The following is a 15,739-nucleotide window of genomic DNA, read 5'->3' as shown; positions in this document are numbered from 1 at the left end:
TTAGTCCTTATCGCTAAATTTTAGTTGACTGATTTCCACGCCCGCCTGTTTTTGCAATGTGCCTTTCCCATCCCGATCGGCTGATAATTGACGCTCACCGGCGTCGTCGGACTGTAAAAACATTTTCTGATTGGCTAAGGCAGACCCATCGTAGGGATGCACAGCTTTTGGCGTTACGCTAAAAGCGGCTTTTTCCCATTTTTGTGCCATTTCACTGGCGCTCTGACCGCCAAATTTTTGCCACACCGCCCCGCGCTGGATAATTTTGTCCGGCGCGCCGCTCTCGACTTCGCCATTACCTATGCGGATGTATCCACCACCGCTGACCAGCAGGATTTCCTGCTTAGCGCTTATTACTACTTTTCCTTCGCTGCTGCTGATACGTAGATCTTTGAGTGCATCGAGCGCCATTTCATCTCCCTGCGCCTGTATTTCTACTTTGCCCCTAGCCGCAAACAGCTTTATTCCCAGCTTTTGGGCAAACAAGCTAATCACGTCGCCCGCCGCTACGGTAAATTTCTTCAGAACGCTGAAATCGCTGTTCCCGCCGCTATTTACCATCAGGCTCCCACCCGCCGCCAGCTGGATATGTTGCGGCGTGCTCCCGGCAATACCCGCTGGGGCCGACAGCAAAAGGGCTGGATTTTTCAGCTCTTTAAGCGTGTCCGCCAGCATGTTTTTTTGGGTCTGTAAGTCAGCCAGCTCAGCTTTTGCCGTTTCGGCGGCGTTACATAATGCTTCAGTGAGTGCTCTGGCTTTTTCCAGTTGTGATAAGGCTTCGCTCATCGCCAGCATCCCACCCCCCGCGCCCGGCTGTTTATCCGCCGTGATAAACACCCCCGCCCCGCCCCGGATGGCGATATGCCTGTCGGTGCGCAGCTCCGCGCCTTCCCCCCGCAGCGTGCGGTCAGCGTCCACATTGTGGCCGAGGTTGAGCTGGGTCTTGCCGCCGTATTCGGTGCCGAGCTTGATATGCTCCTCGCCGCGTTTATCCTCCATGCGCAGCTTGTTGTTGGCCGGCGTGCGCACCACGTTGCGGGTGCTGTTGTCCTGCGTTACCGGGTCCGGATGGCGCGAGTCGTGCAGCGCGTGGGCGATATAGGGCCGGTCCGGGTCGCCCTCATGGAAGGCGACGGCCACTTCGGTGCCCTGTATCAGCGGGAAGTGCAGGCCGCAGGCGTCGCCGCCGTAGGGTTTGGCCAGGCGCAGCGGCATGCTCTCCTGGCCCGGCGTTTTATCGTCCCGGTCGGCGTCGAACTTGACCCGGTACAGCCCGGCCGCATCCTGCCAGGCGTAGATATCATGTTCTCTGGCGCTGGTGATACGCGCCGTCAGGGTGCCGGCGACGGTCGGGCGCGGCTGCAGCGGCGGGCGCCAGCAGCGGGTTTCACTGTAGGGCGCGGCGGTAAGGCCGACCCGCAGCGCTTCCCGGCGGCTGGCGGTCAGGGTTAGGCCCAGGGTCACCAGCGGCGAGCGCAGCAGCTCCGGCAGGGTGGAGGGCAGGCTGTTATCGGTGATGGTCAGCACCTGCCCCGGGCGCAGCGTGGCGTCGGCGCTGGTGCCGGTGACCAGGGTTTGCTGCGATAAAAAACGCTCATGGTCGAGGCGGGCGAAGAAGTTGGCGCTCTCGGTTTCAGGCGCGAATTTATCGCCGGTGGCGCGGTGGCGGGCCTGATGGTGATAGACCTCGCCGTAGGTGATGCCCTCGCCGTCGCCGCGGGTCATGTCCGCCGGCGCGGAATCCAGCCTGTTTTGCGCTTCGCGGTGGTTATAGTCCCCGGCCGTGACCGAAGCCGCCGCCACGTTATGGCGAATGCCGAGCGCCCAGATCGCCTCGGCGCCGCCGTCGTTCATGCCGGACGGGCTGTTGAGGCTAAGCGTTTTGCCAAACGGCCACGCGCCCTGGCGGTCGGCGAAATGCACCACTTCGCCCCGGGTGTCCGGCTGCAGGGTGAAGAAATAAAATATCCCCACCTCCGCCAGGAGGCGCTGGATAAAACGCAGGTCGCTTTCCCGGTACTGGTTAATCTGCTCGCGCTGCGGATAGTCCGCCTGCAGTAAAAACTCATACTGCCAGCCCTTGAGGCCGTGTTCGTCCAGTATCCGCGCCACCACTTCCGGCACCGAGAGATTGACAAAAAAACGGTGGGTGCGGAACTGACGGTCCAGCAGGGCCAGGAACGGCTGCAGGGTGAGTTCATACAGCGTCTGGTCGCGGGAGCAGGCCAGTCGCTGAAAGGCGGTCGCCACGCCGGTGACGGTTTTTACGGTGACCGGCGCGCGCAGGGCGCCCAGGACCGTCTCCGGCAGGGTGCGCAGGGTGAGGACGGTGGTTTTGCGCAGCACCCGCCGTGCCTGGATATCGGGGTCGGGACTGGTAAAACGGATGGTGTAGCGGTAGGGCTCGCTTAAGGCCTCATGGCCGGCGAAGTCTTCCACATCCAGCGGCGCGGCGCATTCCTCAATCGCCAGATGGTAGCGGTTCAGGGTGGGGCCGGCGGTCGCCAGGCTGTTCAGGGTGTCCGTGATGCTCATGCTGTTGTTTCCCCGCCGTCGAATATCAGGTCGGCGCCGTCCTGGCCGCTCCATGCCAGGCGCAGGCGCGCGGGCTTTTGCCCGGCGGAGAGGTACTGCAGTAACTGCAGGCTCAGTACCGGCAAAATCTGCTGGTTCAGCAGGCTGTCGATATTGCGCGCGCCGCTGTCGGGGAGCAGGCAGGCCGCCGTCAGCGCATCATAAAGGGTATCGTCGATCTCTGTGCTGAGGCCGTAATGGCGTTGCAGGCGCCGGCACACCTGGGCGAGTTTCATCGCCGCAATGGCGCGCAGGGCCGTTTCCGCCAGCGGGCGGTAGATAACGGTCTGAAAGCGGGCCAGCAGCGCCGGCTGGAAGTGGTCGCGCAGCATGGGGCGCAGCAGTTCCTGTAAATCACCGTCCGTGGCCTGGGGACGTTGCGCCAGCAACTGCATCAGGCGATCGCCGCCGAGATTGGACGTCATCAGGATAACGGTATGGCGAAAGTCGATTTCCCGCCCTTCGCCATCGCGCATAAAACCGCGATCGAACACCTGGTAGAACAGGTTCATCACATCGCGGTGCGCTTTTTCCACCTCGTCGAGCAGCACCACGCTGTAAGGCCGTTTGCGCACCGCCTCGGTGAGGATACCGCCCTGGCCGTAGCCGACGTATCCCGGTGGGGAGCCCTTGAACTGGGAAACGGTATGGGGTTCCTGGTATTCGGAGAGGTTAATGGTGATCAGGGATTTTTCACCGCCGAACAGCTGGTCCGCCAGCGCCAGGGCGGTTGCGGTTTTGCCCGTGCCGCTCGGTCCCACCAGCAGGAAAACGCCCTGCGGCCCGTGCTCCGACGTCAGGCCGGTTTTCGCCGCGCGCAGGCGCTGGGCAACGGCGGTAAGCGCCGCGTCCTGGCCGACAACCCGCTTTCCAAGCTGGGCTTCGAGGCGCAGCAGTTCCGTCTGCTCATCCTTGATTAAGGAGGAGAGCGGCACGCCGGTCCAGTCGGCGATAACGTCGGCCACCGTGCGGGCATCCACGTCCAGGCATAGCATGGCATGGCCATGTTGCAGGATTTCCAGCTGATGGCGTAGTGTGGCTATTTCCCCCTGGCGGTGGGCATCGGCACGGCAGGCCAGCAATTGCTCCGTCAGGGATTTTTCCGCGCGATATTGTGTTGCCAAGGCGGCCAGGCGTTCATTCAGCGCCGCCGTTTGCTGTTCAATCTGCGCCAGCCGCTCGCCGGGGGCGGTAGTGCCCAAGGCGATATCCTTTAGCAGGGCCTGTTGTTCCAGCGCCAGCGCGGCTATCGCCGCTTGCAGGCGCGCCTGGCCTTCAGGCAGGGTGTCCAGGCTCATGCGTACGCGGGCGGCGGCGGTATCGAGCAGGTCCACCGCTTTATCCGGCAGTTGACGGCCGGTGAGATAACGACGTGAAAGCGTGACGGCGGCGCGCACCGCTTCATCGGTGATATGCACGCCATGGTGCCCGGCGTAGCGGGATTTCAGGCCGCGCAGCATCAGGCAGGCCGTTTCGTCGTCCGGCTCATCCACTTTTACCATTTGGAAGCGGCGCTCCAGGGCGGCGTCGCGCTCAAAGTACAGCTTGTATTCGCTCCAGGTGGTGGCGGCAATGGTTCTGAGCTCACCGCGCGCCAGGGCGGGTTTCAGCAGGTTGGCGGCGTCCGCGCCGCCGGCCTGGTTGCCGGCGCCGATAATGCTGTGGGCCTCGTCGATAAACAGCAGTACCGGCGCCGGCGAGCGCTGTACGGCTGTAATAATGTCCTTCAGCCGCTGTTCAAATTCGCCTTTTACGCCCGCGCCGGCTTGCAGCAGCCCCAGGTCCAGCATGCGCACCGTAACGGGTTTCAGTCCGTCCGGCACGTTGCCCGCCATGATACGCAGCGCCAGCCCCTCCACCAGGGCGGTTTTGCCGACGCCGGGTTCGCCGACCAGGAGCGGGTTGTTTTTTCTTCTGCGCGCGAGAATATCGACCATCTGGCGGATTTCATTGTCGCGGCCGAAGACCGGATCGATCTTGCCCTGGCGGGCGCGGGCGGTGACATCCACCGTAAACCGGTCAAGCACGGCGGTTCCTGCAGGCGGTGTAACCGTTATGCCCTCTACATCATGGGTCCCGGCGCATGCATCGGGGGTAAGCGCGCGGCCAATAAATGCCACTTCATCTTGCGGCGCCGGCATTTGCCCGACGGCGCTTTCATCAGACTGTGCGTCCAGTAAAGGCCGCAGCCGTTCAATCTGCGTTTTCCCCACGCTGAGCAGCGGCCAAAGAGCGCCGCATTTTAGCAGCGATGCGTCAGCCACCATGGCCAGCAGCAAATGGTAACCGCGGATATGTGATTCGTTATTTTCCAGCGAAGCGGACAGCCACGCCTGTTTCAGTAACGCCTGCATACCGTCCGACAGCCGCGGGCGGCTCCTGGCCGAACGCGGCAGCGTTTCGAGATGCGCGAGTAAATCCCGCCATAGCGTATCCATATCCCACGCGTAGCGCCGGGCAATCCAGGTGATGTCCCCCTCACCGGCTTCCAGCAGTTTCAGCAGCCAGTGTTCAGGGGTGATTTCGGCATGCGCCCGGGTCTGGCATAGCGATGCGGCCGCTTCCAGCGTGCGGGCGCAGTAAGGATTAAGGCGTCGCAACAGGACGGCTGACTGATGTTCCATTTTGCTGCATTCTCCTGTTCAGGCACGCTACCGCCCCTGGCCGTATACCGATGCCCATAAGGTCTGTTGCCGATGGTTTTTGTTCAGTCCCCGCCGCGCGGACGCTGAACAAGAAAAGCGGGCGGGAAGCTCCCGTCCGCATGAGCCTTATGCTATTGCGCGTTCGTTCCAGGAATCGGCATGAATGATGTTGCCGTCTTTATAGGTCCAGGTAATTTTTTCGTATCTCAGTTCCACCCGTTCCTGGTGGTTGTGTTTTTCTTTCGTCGGGTCCTTGACGTCGTGCATCGCCGGATTGACCTTCACCACCTTTACGTTTTCCAGTTTGGTATTGAAGTACTCCACCTCCTGGCCGGCGTCGTTGATTTTGTACCATTTGAACTCAGCTGATTTCAGCGTCTGGCCGGTGGTGACCGCCTTGTACAAATAGGGACTGGAGGCGTCGGTTTCCTTGGTGAACAGGAACGGCGTGTGGACGCGGGTGCCGGTGAGTTTGCCGGTATTGTTATCGGTCGGGATATACAGGCTGTGTTCCTGCGCCACTACCTCGATACTGCCTTCACGCTCCTGTACGTCCACGGACCCTTTGATTTCCGCGCCACCGTCGTCTTTCAGCCACAGATAAACTGGAATTGCCATTGGATAGTCTCCATTCAGTTGTCGGTATCGCCACCATCCTGCGGTGACATTATTGTTGCGTCCGGTATCCGGCAGGTATCGGCCTGCGGCACCAGACTGATTTCAACACGCCGGTTGGCCGCGCGGCCCTCGGCCGTGTCGTTGGTTTTCAGCGGGCGGCTTTCGCCATATCCCTGTACGGCAAAACAGCTTTCCGGCACGTCGCCGGTATCGCGCATCCAGTCGCGTACCGCCTGCGCCCGTTTCAGGGACAGCTGCTGGTTGGCGGCGCTGTTGCCGATATTGTCGGTATGCCCCGCCACGAGGGTAAGCCAGCCGGGTTTTGCCTTAATGCTGACCAGGGCGTTGACCAGCACCCGGGTGGAGCCGGGCTTCAACTGCCATTTGCCGGTGTCGAACAGGGACAGGCTGTCCAGGCGGACGGTTTTTGGCCCCGGCGGGATCTTATTGATTACCGGCGGCGCCCAGTCACTGATGGCCGCCCGCAGCGGCGCGATCAGCCTCATTCCCTGATACAGGCCCAGCCCGAAGCGCGCCGGCTCGCCGCCGCGCTGCCATGCTTCGAAAAAATCGGCATCGCGACGCAGCAGCGCCTGCGCCCGGAGTTTGGGTCCCGCCGGCTGCCCGTCGAGCTGCCGATACAACGCCAAACGATCGCCGGTGTTCTGGAGCAGTCGCCGGTTATGATGGTATGACGACGCCAGCGCCAGCAGCAGGAAGACGCCGCATATAAGGCCGGCCATACGCCACGCACGCATTTTTATGCTGATGCCCCGGCGCCTGGGAAACGTCGCCAGCAGGCAATCCGGCAATGGCGGCGCTTCATGCGATTGCCCGCCAGGCGGCGCCAGGCGCGTCACGGCGCAAAGATGCCGCTGCCAAAGATTTCCCGCCAGGGCGTTGATCGGCGTAAAGTTCCAGCCGCGGGCGCACGGCGTTAACGCCGGCAGCGTTCCCTGCCGTTGCCCGAGAATGTTATCCACATGTTCGTCAGCCCAGGTCAGGAGGCTGTCCAGCCAAAGCGACAGATAAAAACGAGCCTCGCGTTCCGCCGGGAGCGCCTCCAGAGACCAGCTTTTTTGCGACAACTCGCCCTGGCCGGGCTGAAAAATTTGCACGCCACGGCCTGCCGGGGTTGCCGCCAGCCAAACGTCCCGCATGCTGTCCGCCCCGTCCGGCGGCGTCAGCCAGGTGCTCACCAGCAACGGCGGAGGCCCGGGCAGCACGCGCCGGCAGGCAACGACCGCCCGGTGCCAGGCATGCAGGGAGTGTGATAGCGCATCCCGCTCCCGATGCCGCTCCGGAACCACGGCCAGCAGTAGCGCAACCTGGGCGGCAAGCGCGGGGCGGGTATCCGCTATCCGCCCGGCGAGGGGTAACAGCTGTTCCGGCGCGCCGACCGGCAGATACCATCCCAGGGACGTTTGCCGGTAGGGTTCGCCCGCCGGGAAAAGCGCGGCCGTGTCGCCGCAGACCAGCACCACCGCCCCCATAAAGTCCTCCGGCGGCAGGGTATTGTCGGTAACGGTTAACCCGATGTCCCGCCGGCCGGATGTCTGTCTCCGCGCGAAAAACAGTGCGCCGCCCGCCATCAGCAACACCAGCGTGACAAGCACCACGCGGCCGTCCAGGCGCGGCTGCCAAAATGACAGGACCAGCCACAGCGCCAGGCAGGTTGCCAGCAGTATCAGCAATGACCGCGTTAGCGTGCTCATGCGTTAGCGCAGCTCCGTAATATGCGCGACGAGCCGTTCAAGCGAAGACGAGAGCGCCAGCCAGAACCCGGCCAGCATGACGATACCCGCCGCCCAGGACAGCCAGTACCTCCGGCGCCCGGGGCGCAGCCGGCCGGCGCGCGACACCAGCGGGGCATCCTGGGTCAGCGCAAAAGGGGCGACCTGACGGCCCAGCGCCTGTATCACGTCTTCGAGGCGTTCATCGTCACGTTCGCGGTAGCGACCGGTAAAACCCAACTGCAGCACGCGGTAAAAGCAGGCCAGTACCGCCGGGTCCGGAGACGGTTCATGCAGCACGGCGCGGATACGCTCCCACAGTTCTTCACCCGCGTTCAGCATCCTGAAATATTTTGCCTGCAGCGGATTGGCCAGCCACGTGTGGAAACCGCTATCCTGTTGGTGGCGGTTCAGCACGCTTTCATCAAACAGGGCGCAGATCGCGTACAGCATATGTTCAGCGCTGGCCTCGCTGATGCCCGCAGCGGATAACTGCCCGCGCCAGCTGTCAATCCAGTCACAGGCGCGACGATAGAGCATTTGGCCGTCCGTAATTTCCTGCCCGTTACGCAGTTGGCTGACCATCAGCCAGCCGGGATAAAATATCTGGTCGACCAACGACGTGGCGTTTTCATTCATGATCGCAGTACCGCAAACAGTTCGAGGTGGATTTCACCGAGGGAGGAGGGAACATAAAAGGCGCATCGCCCGGCGTCCAGCATGGCTTGTGCGGCCGGGCCGTCCAGGCCGAGCGCAAAATACTGATTCTCCAGGCGCAGGGGAATGGCCGCCGGCACATGGGAGAGCGGCCTTATCGCCACGCCGTTCAATGCCACATTGACCACATCCGCGACGTCTTCCGGACTTCCCGCCTTGCAAAGCAGTGGGAACTGGGTCTGCAGCAGAGGGTTCGACAGGGAAGCGCGGACGGAAAGATAAAAATCGGCGCCTTCGCGCAAGCGCGCATCGCGCAGGGCGCCGGTCCAGAACTGCCCCTCGCGGGCCAGTTCAATCGCCACCACGCGTGACGGCAGGCTGGCCTCCAGCAGTTCATCCAGCAGCCTGAACAGCGGCGGGAACACCTCTTCAGGTTTATGATGCTGATAGGCCGGGATATCTTCAGGCTGATGCTCAAGCGAGAAGGTCAACAGGCTGCCCGCCAGCCTTGCCAGCTCGCGGTATAACATTTCCGGATGGCGCGATGGCGTTTGCCACAGCTCGCCGAGCACCGGCCCGGCGCTGTTAAGCGCGCTGAGCAGCCAGAACAGCGATACATCCGCAACGGCAAAGTCCGCCATGCGTTCATTGCTTTCCCGCCGCATCGCCATGAGCCGATGGCGCCTGGCCTGCAGGCGGTGAAGCAGTTCTCCCAGCCCACGCACCAGATGCGGGCTGGCCGATAGGGCAAGTAACGGCGGGAGGAAACTGTCATCCGCGGCCCACTGTCCCTGGCCGGCGCGCGCCAGACGCATTACCGGGCAGGTCAGCCAGGACCCGTTCTCCTGATGGGCAAAGCGCAGGGATAGGGCGTGGCGCAGTACCGCCAGCTCCGTTGTTTCATGACCGGCCAGCTCCTGTACGGTCACCCACTCCTGCTGCCAGCGTCGGGGCCGTTCGCTATCGCGGCCGTCCTGCAGATTGCCGCCGCCGGCCGACAGCAGCGGGAGCGCCAGCACCACCTCCACAGTGTCGCGGCCGGACAGATCCGACAGGTCACAGGCCGGCGGCAGATTATCGGACAGCGACGTATCCGTCAGCGTGCCGTCAGGGAAACGCACCACCAGGCGGGTGGCATTGAGGCGGCATAGGGACAGGGCGCCGTGGTCGAATTCCGCGCTGATCACTCCCCAGGGATGGGCCACCGCCATGGCGGCCACGGTATCGGCCACGTGGGCATCCCAGCGGGCCTGTTGCTGGAACTGCTGCGGGGCCAGAAAGGCCCCATCGGTCCATAAAGGACGATAAATATTCATCCCGGCTCCTATGGTCTTATGCTTTCGCTTTCGGCATTTGGGAAACCAGGGAAAGGCTAACGTCCATACCTTCTACCTGGAAATGCGGCACGGCGTAGAGTTTGACGCGGAAAAACCCCGGGTTGTCCTCGATGTCTTCCACCACGACTTTTGCGTCGCGCAGCGGATGGGAAGCCTGCAATTCGTCGCCCGGATCGGTCATTTCAGTCACCAGCCCGCGCACCCAGGTATTGAGTTCCAGCTCCAGCAGCCGGCGGTCCTTGGTGGTGCCGATATTTTCGCGCTGGATAAGCTTCAGGTAATGCGCAATACGCGACAGCAGGAAAATGTACGGCAGGCGGGCATTGATGCGGCTATTGGCCGCCGCGTCGGCGGTATCGTACTGGGCCGGCCTTTGCGCGGAGTTCGCGGAAAAGAAACAGGCGTAATCGCGGTTTTTGTAATAGGAAAGCGGGATAAAGCCCAGATTGGCGAACTCGAACTCACGGGTCTCGGGGAGCATCACTTCCGACGGGATCTTCATCTGATTGCCGGTGCCGAGATCAAAAAGATGGATCGGCAGATCGGTGACGGCGCCGCCGGCCTGCGGGCCACGGATCTGCACGCACCAGCCGTTGCTGATGAAACTGCGCACCATATTGGCGGCGAAGGCAAAAGACGCGTTGGTCCAGAGGTATTTTCCGTGGTCCGGTCCCTTCACCTCTTCCACATAGTTAAAGCTGCGCACCGGCACCGTGTCCGGACCATAAGGCAGACGCCCCAGCACGCGCGGCATCGTCAGGCCGATGTAGCGCGCGTCGTCGCTGGCGCGGAAAGATTTCCACTTAATGTATTCGGCCCGGTCGAAATAGTTACCGATATCCTTGATTGCCGCGACCTCTTCCATGGCGTCCTTCAGGAAGAATTGCGGTCCCACGGAGCCGATAAAAGGCATATGCGCGCAGGCCGCGACTTTTGAGATGTTACGCAGCAGCGCCACGTCTTGCGCGGAAGCGTCGAACTCATAAGCGGAAATTACCGCGCCAATCGGCTCGCCGCCCGGCGTGTCGTATTCCTGGATATAGGTATGGTGATATAAACCGCTTTGAATGATTTCCGGCGCGTCCTCAAAATCCTGGCGCAGGCCTTCCTTGGCGACGTCAAGGATTTCCAGCTTTACGTTCTGGCGAAAATCGGTTTTATCCACCAGGGATTTCAGGCCGCGCCACAGGGATTCCACTTTCTGGAACCCCTCATGATGCATCACCGCATCCAGCTGGCGGCTGATTTGCCAGTCCAGCTCCGCGATGTGGTGATCAAGCAGGGTTTTATCCAGTTTATCCACGGTTGAACCGGCCTGCTTCAGGCGCTCGAGGAAAACCTGCATGGCCGCCGTGACGCGCTCGTCGGCGCTGGCATCGGACATCGCCTGCGTGTCCTGCCAGATATTCAGGTCGCTTAACCGCGTTACCGGGCTGAGGTTAATCTTTTCGAACAGGGAAGTATAAACACTGCCCGTTTCCGGGCGCTCCAGCACGATGGTCTCACCGGCCGTTGAAATTTCATTCTGAACAGACATCAGCATAGTCTCATGTTAATCCGTTGATAACGGCGGCATTACGCCTTTTCCGGCCCCAGGGCAGACAATTCGCTACGTAATTCATCGCTTAGGGCGGGATCTTTCAGAATGGTCTCCAGTTCTTTGCGGAAGGTCACGTTATCCAGCAGGTTGGACTTGAGGTCGCGCAGTAAATTGCGCATGGCCAGCATGGCTTTAAGCTGCGGGATCTGACGGGCGACCTGCTCCGGTTCAAAATCCCTCATATCCCTGAAGGTAAGCCGCACGTTTTCTTCACAGGCATCCCCCGCCAGGGTATTAGGGACGGTAAGGCTTATCGCGGGGGAGTATTCGGTCAGGACACTATTAAAGTTATTTTTATTGACGTTAATTTTCTCGCGTTCGGATAACGCCCTTTCTTCCCGGCCATTACTGAAATCGCCGGCTACCAATAATTTAAGTGGTAATTCAACTTTTTTCCGCGCGCCGCCTGTGTGTAAATCTAATTTTATATTAACGCGCGCCTTGGGGATTTCGTTTTGGTAGGACTGGTCAGCCATGTTCACTCCTTTAAAAATGCAGACAATGCAAAATTATGAATAGCCGGTGGGTTGTCTGGGTATGGAGAAATGGACTTCATAGTAATAAAAAGTTTATATTGCTACTTAAACGGATTATAAACGAAATATAAATTAATAATTCTTAATGACTAAGTGTCGGTATGGAATGGTTTTTTTATTTTACCTGAGGGTAGCGTATGAAAGCTGGGTGAATAATTGATATGCTTTATTTATACAGAGATATTTGTTATTTAAAGAGGGATATTATTGATGACCTTCAATGATATTCATTGGCGGTATCTGCGGTAAGGTGGTGAAGATGAGCTGACAGGCGAAGAGCGGCGGTTACCGTATAGTTCAGTGATTTATTAAGTTTGAAACAGATGCGGATGTCTTTAAAAATAAATTATCCATAATCAAGTTCCATAAATACGCAAGATGAGTCTTTCGTTAAATAAACTAATTCCTTAATGATCCGTTGGAAATACTAAAGCTTTGGGTGGCATCAATAAAAAATATTATGGGGACTGCGTACGCGAGCAAAAGATTAGCCTATAAGACTTATTTCATTTTTTTATATGAATTGACAGACATGTGAGGTGGTATGATTTGATATGATGATATTTTACAGGCTTATTCCCCGTGGCTTTTAACCAGGTAAATTTGCCAGGTCGCCTGTTTTAAATTTGAATGATCTTATGAATCAACCTTAGGTTTTTACCATACCGTAAGAGGACGCCGCCACTCCGCTTTCATCGGCGATCGGTCAACCGGATGCGCCGCCTGCGTCTGGATATCAGCGCGGGCCGCGTTTGACCGACGGCGGGCAGGTGCTGGTTTCACTAAGCGTCAAGGGTGCCGATGTCAGGCACCGGCCTGGCCTTGCCAGGCAACAAGGGTTGTTCGCCGCCATGGATTGGCTGGCGCCCCAGGCCGTTTGGTGGGGTAATTCTGATTTTTTTTACCCTAATGCGCAAATAATCACCTGTTTAGCGCGCCAAAGCGGATCTTCGTCACATTTTCAGCAAAATTATTCCGCGGTATTGTATTTTTGATTATTCTAGCTGAAGCGTTTCAGTTAACGGTGCCGCACGCCGTTTCGCCAAAATGGATCACCGTCTGAAACATCTGGCGCCTATGCTGCCGCATCCCGCGCGGCCCAGGGTTTGCGGCCCGGTTTAGCGGCCGCCGGCCGGCGCGGAATTATCGCAAAAAGCGGCATGGGACGCATTTCGTGGTATAGTTGACTGTATAACATGCTCTACAATCATGACCGCTTTTCAACCTTATCCTCGCCCGTCCAGACGGACGGCGGCCATCAACGGGGCACGTGAGCACGACGCGCAACGATTCCCCCAGGCCGATATGTTAGAAATAACGGTTATGAAACAAGGGCGGAACATAACATAAATAGACACACGGCTCCGCCAATGGAGAGGCTCTCCCGGAAGGCGAAGACCGTAAGCGGCTTCTAGGCCGGCGGGTGGCGAGGCGTCTCCCGCCGTTCAGGCAATTTTCCAAGAATCAACAAGAGGGTTCACCATGGCTGTAATTAAGATGACCGATCTGGATCTGGCTGGTAAACGTGTGCTTATCCGTTCAGATCTGAACGTTCCGGTTAAAGACGGGAAAGTCACGTCCGACGCGCGTATCCGCGCGTCCCTGCCCACCATTGAAGCCGCCCTGAAACAAGGCGCGAGCGTCATGGTGACGTCCCATCTTGGTCGTCCGACCGAAGGCGAGTATAACGAAGAATATTCTTTGCTGCCGGTAGTCAATTACCTAAAGGAACACATGTCCTCGCCGGTACGTCTGGCCAAGGATTACCTGGACGGGCTGGAAGTTAAACCGGGCGAACTGGTGGTGTTGGAAAACGTCCGCTTCAACAAAGGCGAAAAGAAAGACGACGAAACCCTGGCGAAAAAATACGCCGCGTTATGCGACATCTATGTGATGGACGCCTTCGGCACCGCGCACCGCGCCCAGGCATCCACCCATGGCGTCGGCAAATTTGCGCCGATCGCCTGCGCCGGGCCGCTGCTGTCCAACGAACTTGAAGCGCTGGGCAAAGCCCTGGGCAACCCGGCGCGCCCGATGGTGGCCATCGTCGGCGGCTCCAAGGTGTCCACTAAGCTGACGGTGCTGGACTCCCTGTCCAAGATTGCCGATCAGCTGATCGTCGGCGGCGGCATCGCCAATACCTTTATCGCCGCCCAGGGCCACAACGTGGGCAAATCCCTGTACGAAGCCGACCTGATCCCTGAAGCGAAACGTCTGCTGCAAACCTGCCAGATCCCGGTCCCGACCGACGTTCGCGTCGCCACCGAGTTCTCGGAAACCGCGCCGGCCACCCTGAAATCCGCCAGTGAAATCAAAGATAACGAACAGGTGCTGGATTTGGGCGATGTGTCCGCGCAGCAGTTGGCCGATATCCTGAAAAAAGCCAAGACCATTTTGTGGAACGGCCCGGTGGGGGTGTTCGAGTTCCCTAACTTCCGCAAAGGCACCGAAATCGTGGCCAACGCCATTGCCGACAGCGAAGCCTTCTCCATTGCCGGCGGCGGCGACACTCTGGCCGCCATCGACCTGTTTGGCATTGCCGACAAGATTTCTTATATTTCCACCGGCGGCGGCGCGTTCCTTGAGTTCGTGGAAGGCAAGAAACTGCCGGCCGTGGTTATGCTTGAAGAGCGCGCAAAACAATAAATCATTAGCGAGCCGGGCGCGGTGGTAACGCGCCCGCAAACATCGTTGCGAACGCAGGCTAAGGCAACGGTATTTGACTCCCTCCATCAATGGCCTACAAAACAGGACAAAGCAATATGTCTAAGATTTTTGATTTTGTAAAACCAGGTGTTATCACCGGTGACGACGTACAGAAAGTATTTGCCGTGGCGAAGGAAAACCACTTTGCCCTGCCTGCCGTTAACTGCGTAGGCACGGACTCCATTAACGCCGCGCTGGAAGCCGCCGCGAAAGTGCGCGCGCCGATTATCGTCCAGTTCTCCAACGGCGGCGCGGCGTTTATCGCCGGCAAGGGCCTGAAGGCCGAAGGCCAGACCGCCGCGGTGCTCGGCGCTATCTCCGGCGCGCTGCATGTCCATCATATGGCCGAACATTACGGCGTGCCGGTTATCCTGCATACCGACCATTGCGCCAAAAAACTGTTGCCTTGGCTTGACGGCCTGCTGGACGCTGGCGAAAAACACTACGCCGCTACCGGTAAGCCGCTGTTCTCCTCGCATATGATCGACCTGTCCGAGGAATCACTGGAAGAAAATATCGAGATCAGCAGCAAGTACCTGACCCGCATGGCGAAGCTGGACATGACGCTGGAAATCGAACTGGGTTGCACCGGCGGTGAAGAAGACGGCGTGGACAACAGCCATCTGGATAACTCCGCCCTGTATACCCAGCCGGAAGACGTGGCTTACGCTTATGAAAAGCTGAACGCCATCAGCCCGCGTTTCACCATTGCCGCCGCTTTCGGTAACGTGCATGGTGTTTACAAGCCGGGTAACGTTAAGCTTACGCCGAAAATTCTCGATAACTCGCAGAAATTCGTTGCCGAAAAATTCGGCCTGCCGGCTAATTCCCTTAACCTGGTGTTCCACGGCGGTTCTGGCTCCACGCCTGAAGAGATCAAGGAAGCCGTGGGTTACGGCGTCGTGAAGATGAACATCGATACCGACACCCAATGGGCAACCTGGGAAGGCATCCTGAAGTATTACCACAAAAATGCCGGCTACCTGGAAACCCAGCTGGGCAACCCGGAAGGCGAAGACAAGCCGAACAAGAAATTCTACGATCCGCGCGCCTGGCTGCGTGCCGGGCAGGCCTCCATGGCTACCCGTCTGGAACTGGCATTTCATGAGCTGAATGCGGTAGACGTGCTGTAACTTCCCCCACGTTATCGTTATGTCTGCAAAGGCCTCCTGTTTGGAGGCCTTTAACATTTTGATAAGCGGGCTTTTTCCAGGCCGCGTTCCTGAGTTAGGTTGGCAGTGCCCCGATTTTTGGTTACGCTTAAAAGGCTCCGTTGTTGCCGGCAAGTCAGGGTCGGCAGGTTTTTTTTTGCAATACACCAGAGTGGGATGAC

10 protein-coding genes are annotated in these 15,739 nt (G+C 59.1%); 2 read left to right on the top strand and 8 right to left on the bottom strand.

Annotated elements, in window-relative coordinates:
* The 8 genes from GRH90_RS15705 to tssB form a co-directional block, all read right to left on the bottom strand.
* Positions 1-2,535, bottom strand: a complete 2,535-nt coding sequence (locus GRH90_RS15705) for a type VI secretion system Vgr family protein (RefSeq protein WP_162366908.1) — start codon at positions 2,533-2,535, stop codon at positions 1-3.
* The gene (gene tssH / locus GRH90_RS15700; protein ID WP_162366907.1) at positions 2,532-5,198 is read right to left on the bottom strand and encodes a type VI secretion system ATPase TssH; all 2,667 of its coding nucleotides are present in this window, start codon (positions 5,196-5,198) and stop codon (positions 2,532-2,534) included. Before tssH ends, GRH90_RS15705 begins: the two co-directional genes overlap by 4 nt.
* A gap of 147 nt (positions 5,199-5,345) precedes the next feature.
* Positions 5,346-5,837 carry an Hcp family type VI secretion system effector gene (locus GRH90_RS15695; RefSeq protein ID WP_162366906.1) on the bottom strand — a complete coding sequence of 164 codons (492 nt, stop codon included), beginning with the start codon at positions 5,835-5,837 and terminating at the stop codon, positions 5,346-5,348.
* A 14-nt stretch (positions 5,838-5,851) separates the two neighbouring features.
* Positions 5,852-7,552, bottom strand: coding sequence for an OmpA family protein (locus GRH90_RS15690; protein WP_162366905.1), 1,701 nt, complete (start codon positions 7,550-7,552; stop codon positions 5,852-5,854).
* Between the two features lie 3 nt (positions 7,553-7,555).
* The gene (gene tssL / locus GRH90_RS15685) at positions 7,556-8,209 is read right to left on the bottom strand and encodes a type VI secretion system protein TssL, short form (protein WP_162366904.1); all 654 of its coding nucleotides are present in this window, start codon (positions 8,207-8,209) and stop codon (positions 7,556-7,558) included.
* Positions 8,206-9,543, bottom strand: a complete 1,338-nt coding sequence (gene tssK / locus GRH90_RS15680; protein ID WP_162366903.1) for a type VI secretion system baseplate subunit TssK — start codon at positions 9,541-9,543, stop codon at positions 8,206-8,208. Before tssK ends, tssL begins: the two co-directional genes overlap by 4 nt.
* Before the next feature lie 16 nt (positions 9,544-9,559).
* A complete protein-coding gene (gene tssC, locus GRH90_RS15675) occupies positions 9,560-11,107 on the bottom strand; it encodes a type VI secretion system contractile sheath large subunit (RefSeq protein ID WP_162366902.1) in 1,548 nt (515 codons plus the stop codon).
* Between the two features lie 32 nt (positions 11,108-11,139).
* Positions 11,140-11,640 carry a type VI secretion system contractile sheath small subunit gene (gene tssB, locus GRH90_RS15670; protein WP_162366901.1) on the bottom strand — a complete coding sequence of 167 codons (501 nt, stop codon included), beginning with the start codon at positions 11,638-11,640 and terminating at the stop codon, positions 11,140-11,142.
* 1,542 nt (positions 11,641-13,182) lie between these two features.
* Between tssB and pgk the strand changes: the two genes are divergently transcribed.
* Positions 13,183-14,346, top strand: a complete 1,164-nt coding sequence (gene pgk, locus GRH90_RS15665; RefSeq protein ID WP_162366900.1) for a phosphoglycerate kinase — start codon at positions 13,183-13,185, stop codon at positions 14,344-14,346.
* A 116-nt stretch (positions 14,347-14,462) separates the two neighbouring features.
* Positions 14,463-15,539 carry a class II fructose-bisphosphate aldolase gene (gene fbaA / locus GRH90_RS15660; protein WP_162366899.1) on the top strand — a complete coding sequence of 359 codons (1,077 nt, stop codon included), beginning with the start codon at positions 14,463-14,465 and terminating at the stop codon, positions 15,537-15,539.
* Positions 15,540-15,739 lie beyond the last annotated feature (200 nt).

This window comes from Acerihabitans arboris (assembly GCF_010131535.1).
GTDB classification, from domain to species: domain Bacteria; phylum Pseudomonadota; class Gammaproteobacteria; order Enterobacterales; family Enterobacteriaceae; genus Acerihabitans; species Acerihabitans arboris.
Note: the sequence above shows the minus strand (reverse complement) of the source record. Positions and strands in the feature narration are given on the sequence as shown.

What these genes read in the sequence shown, in the direction of transcription:
- GRH90_RS15705 (WP_162366908.1), bottom strand. Translation starts at nt 2,535, where the DNA reads ATGAGCATCACGGACACCCTGAACAGCCTGGCGACCGCCGGCCCCACC.
- tssH (WP_162366907.1), bottom strand. Translation starts at nt 5,198, where the DNA reads ATGGAACATCAGTCAGCCGTCCTGTTGCGACGCCTTAATCCTTACTGC.
- GRH90_RS15695 (WP_162366906.1), bottom strand. Translation starts at nt 5,837, where the DNA reads ATGGCAATTCCAGTTTATCTGTGGCTGAAAGACGACGGTGGCGCGGAA.
- GRH90_RS15690 (WP_162366905.1), bottom strand. Translation starts at nt 7,552, where the DNA reads ATGAGCACGCTAACGCGGTCATTGCTGATACTGCTGGCAACCTGCCTG.
- tssL (WP_162366904.1), bottom strand. Translation starts at nt 8,209, where the DNA reads ATGAATGAAAACGCCACGTCGTTGGTCGACCAGATATTTTATCCCGGC.
- tssK (WP_162366903.1), bottom strand. Translation starts at nt 9,543, where the DNA reads ATGAATATTTATCGTCCTTTATGGACCGATGGGGCCTTTCTGGCCCCG.
- tssC (WP_162366902.1), bottom strand. Translation starts at nt 11,107, where the DNA reads ATGCTGATGTCTGTTCAGAATGAAATTTCAACGGCCGGTGAGACCATC.
- tssB (WP_162366901.1), bottom strand. Translation starts at nt 11,640, where the DNA reads ATGGCTGACCAGTCCTACCAAAACGAAATCCCCAAGGCGCGCGTTAAT.
- pgk (WP_162366900.1), top strand. Translation starts at nt 13,183, where the DNA reads ATGGCTGTAATTAAGATGACCGATCTGGATCTGGCTGGTAAACGTGTG.
- fbaA (WP_162366899.1), top strand. Translation starts at nt 14,463, where the DNA reads ATGTCTAAGATTTTTGATTTTGTAAAACCAGGTGTTATCACCGGTGAC.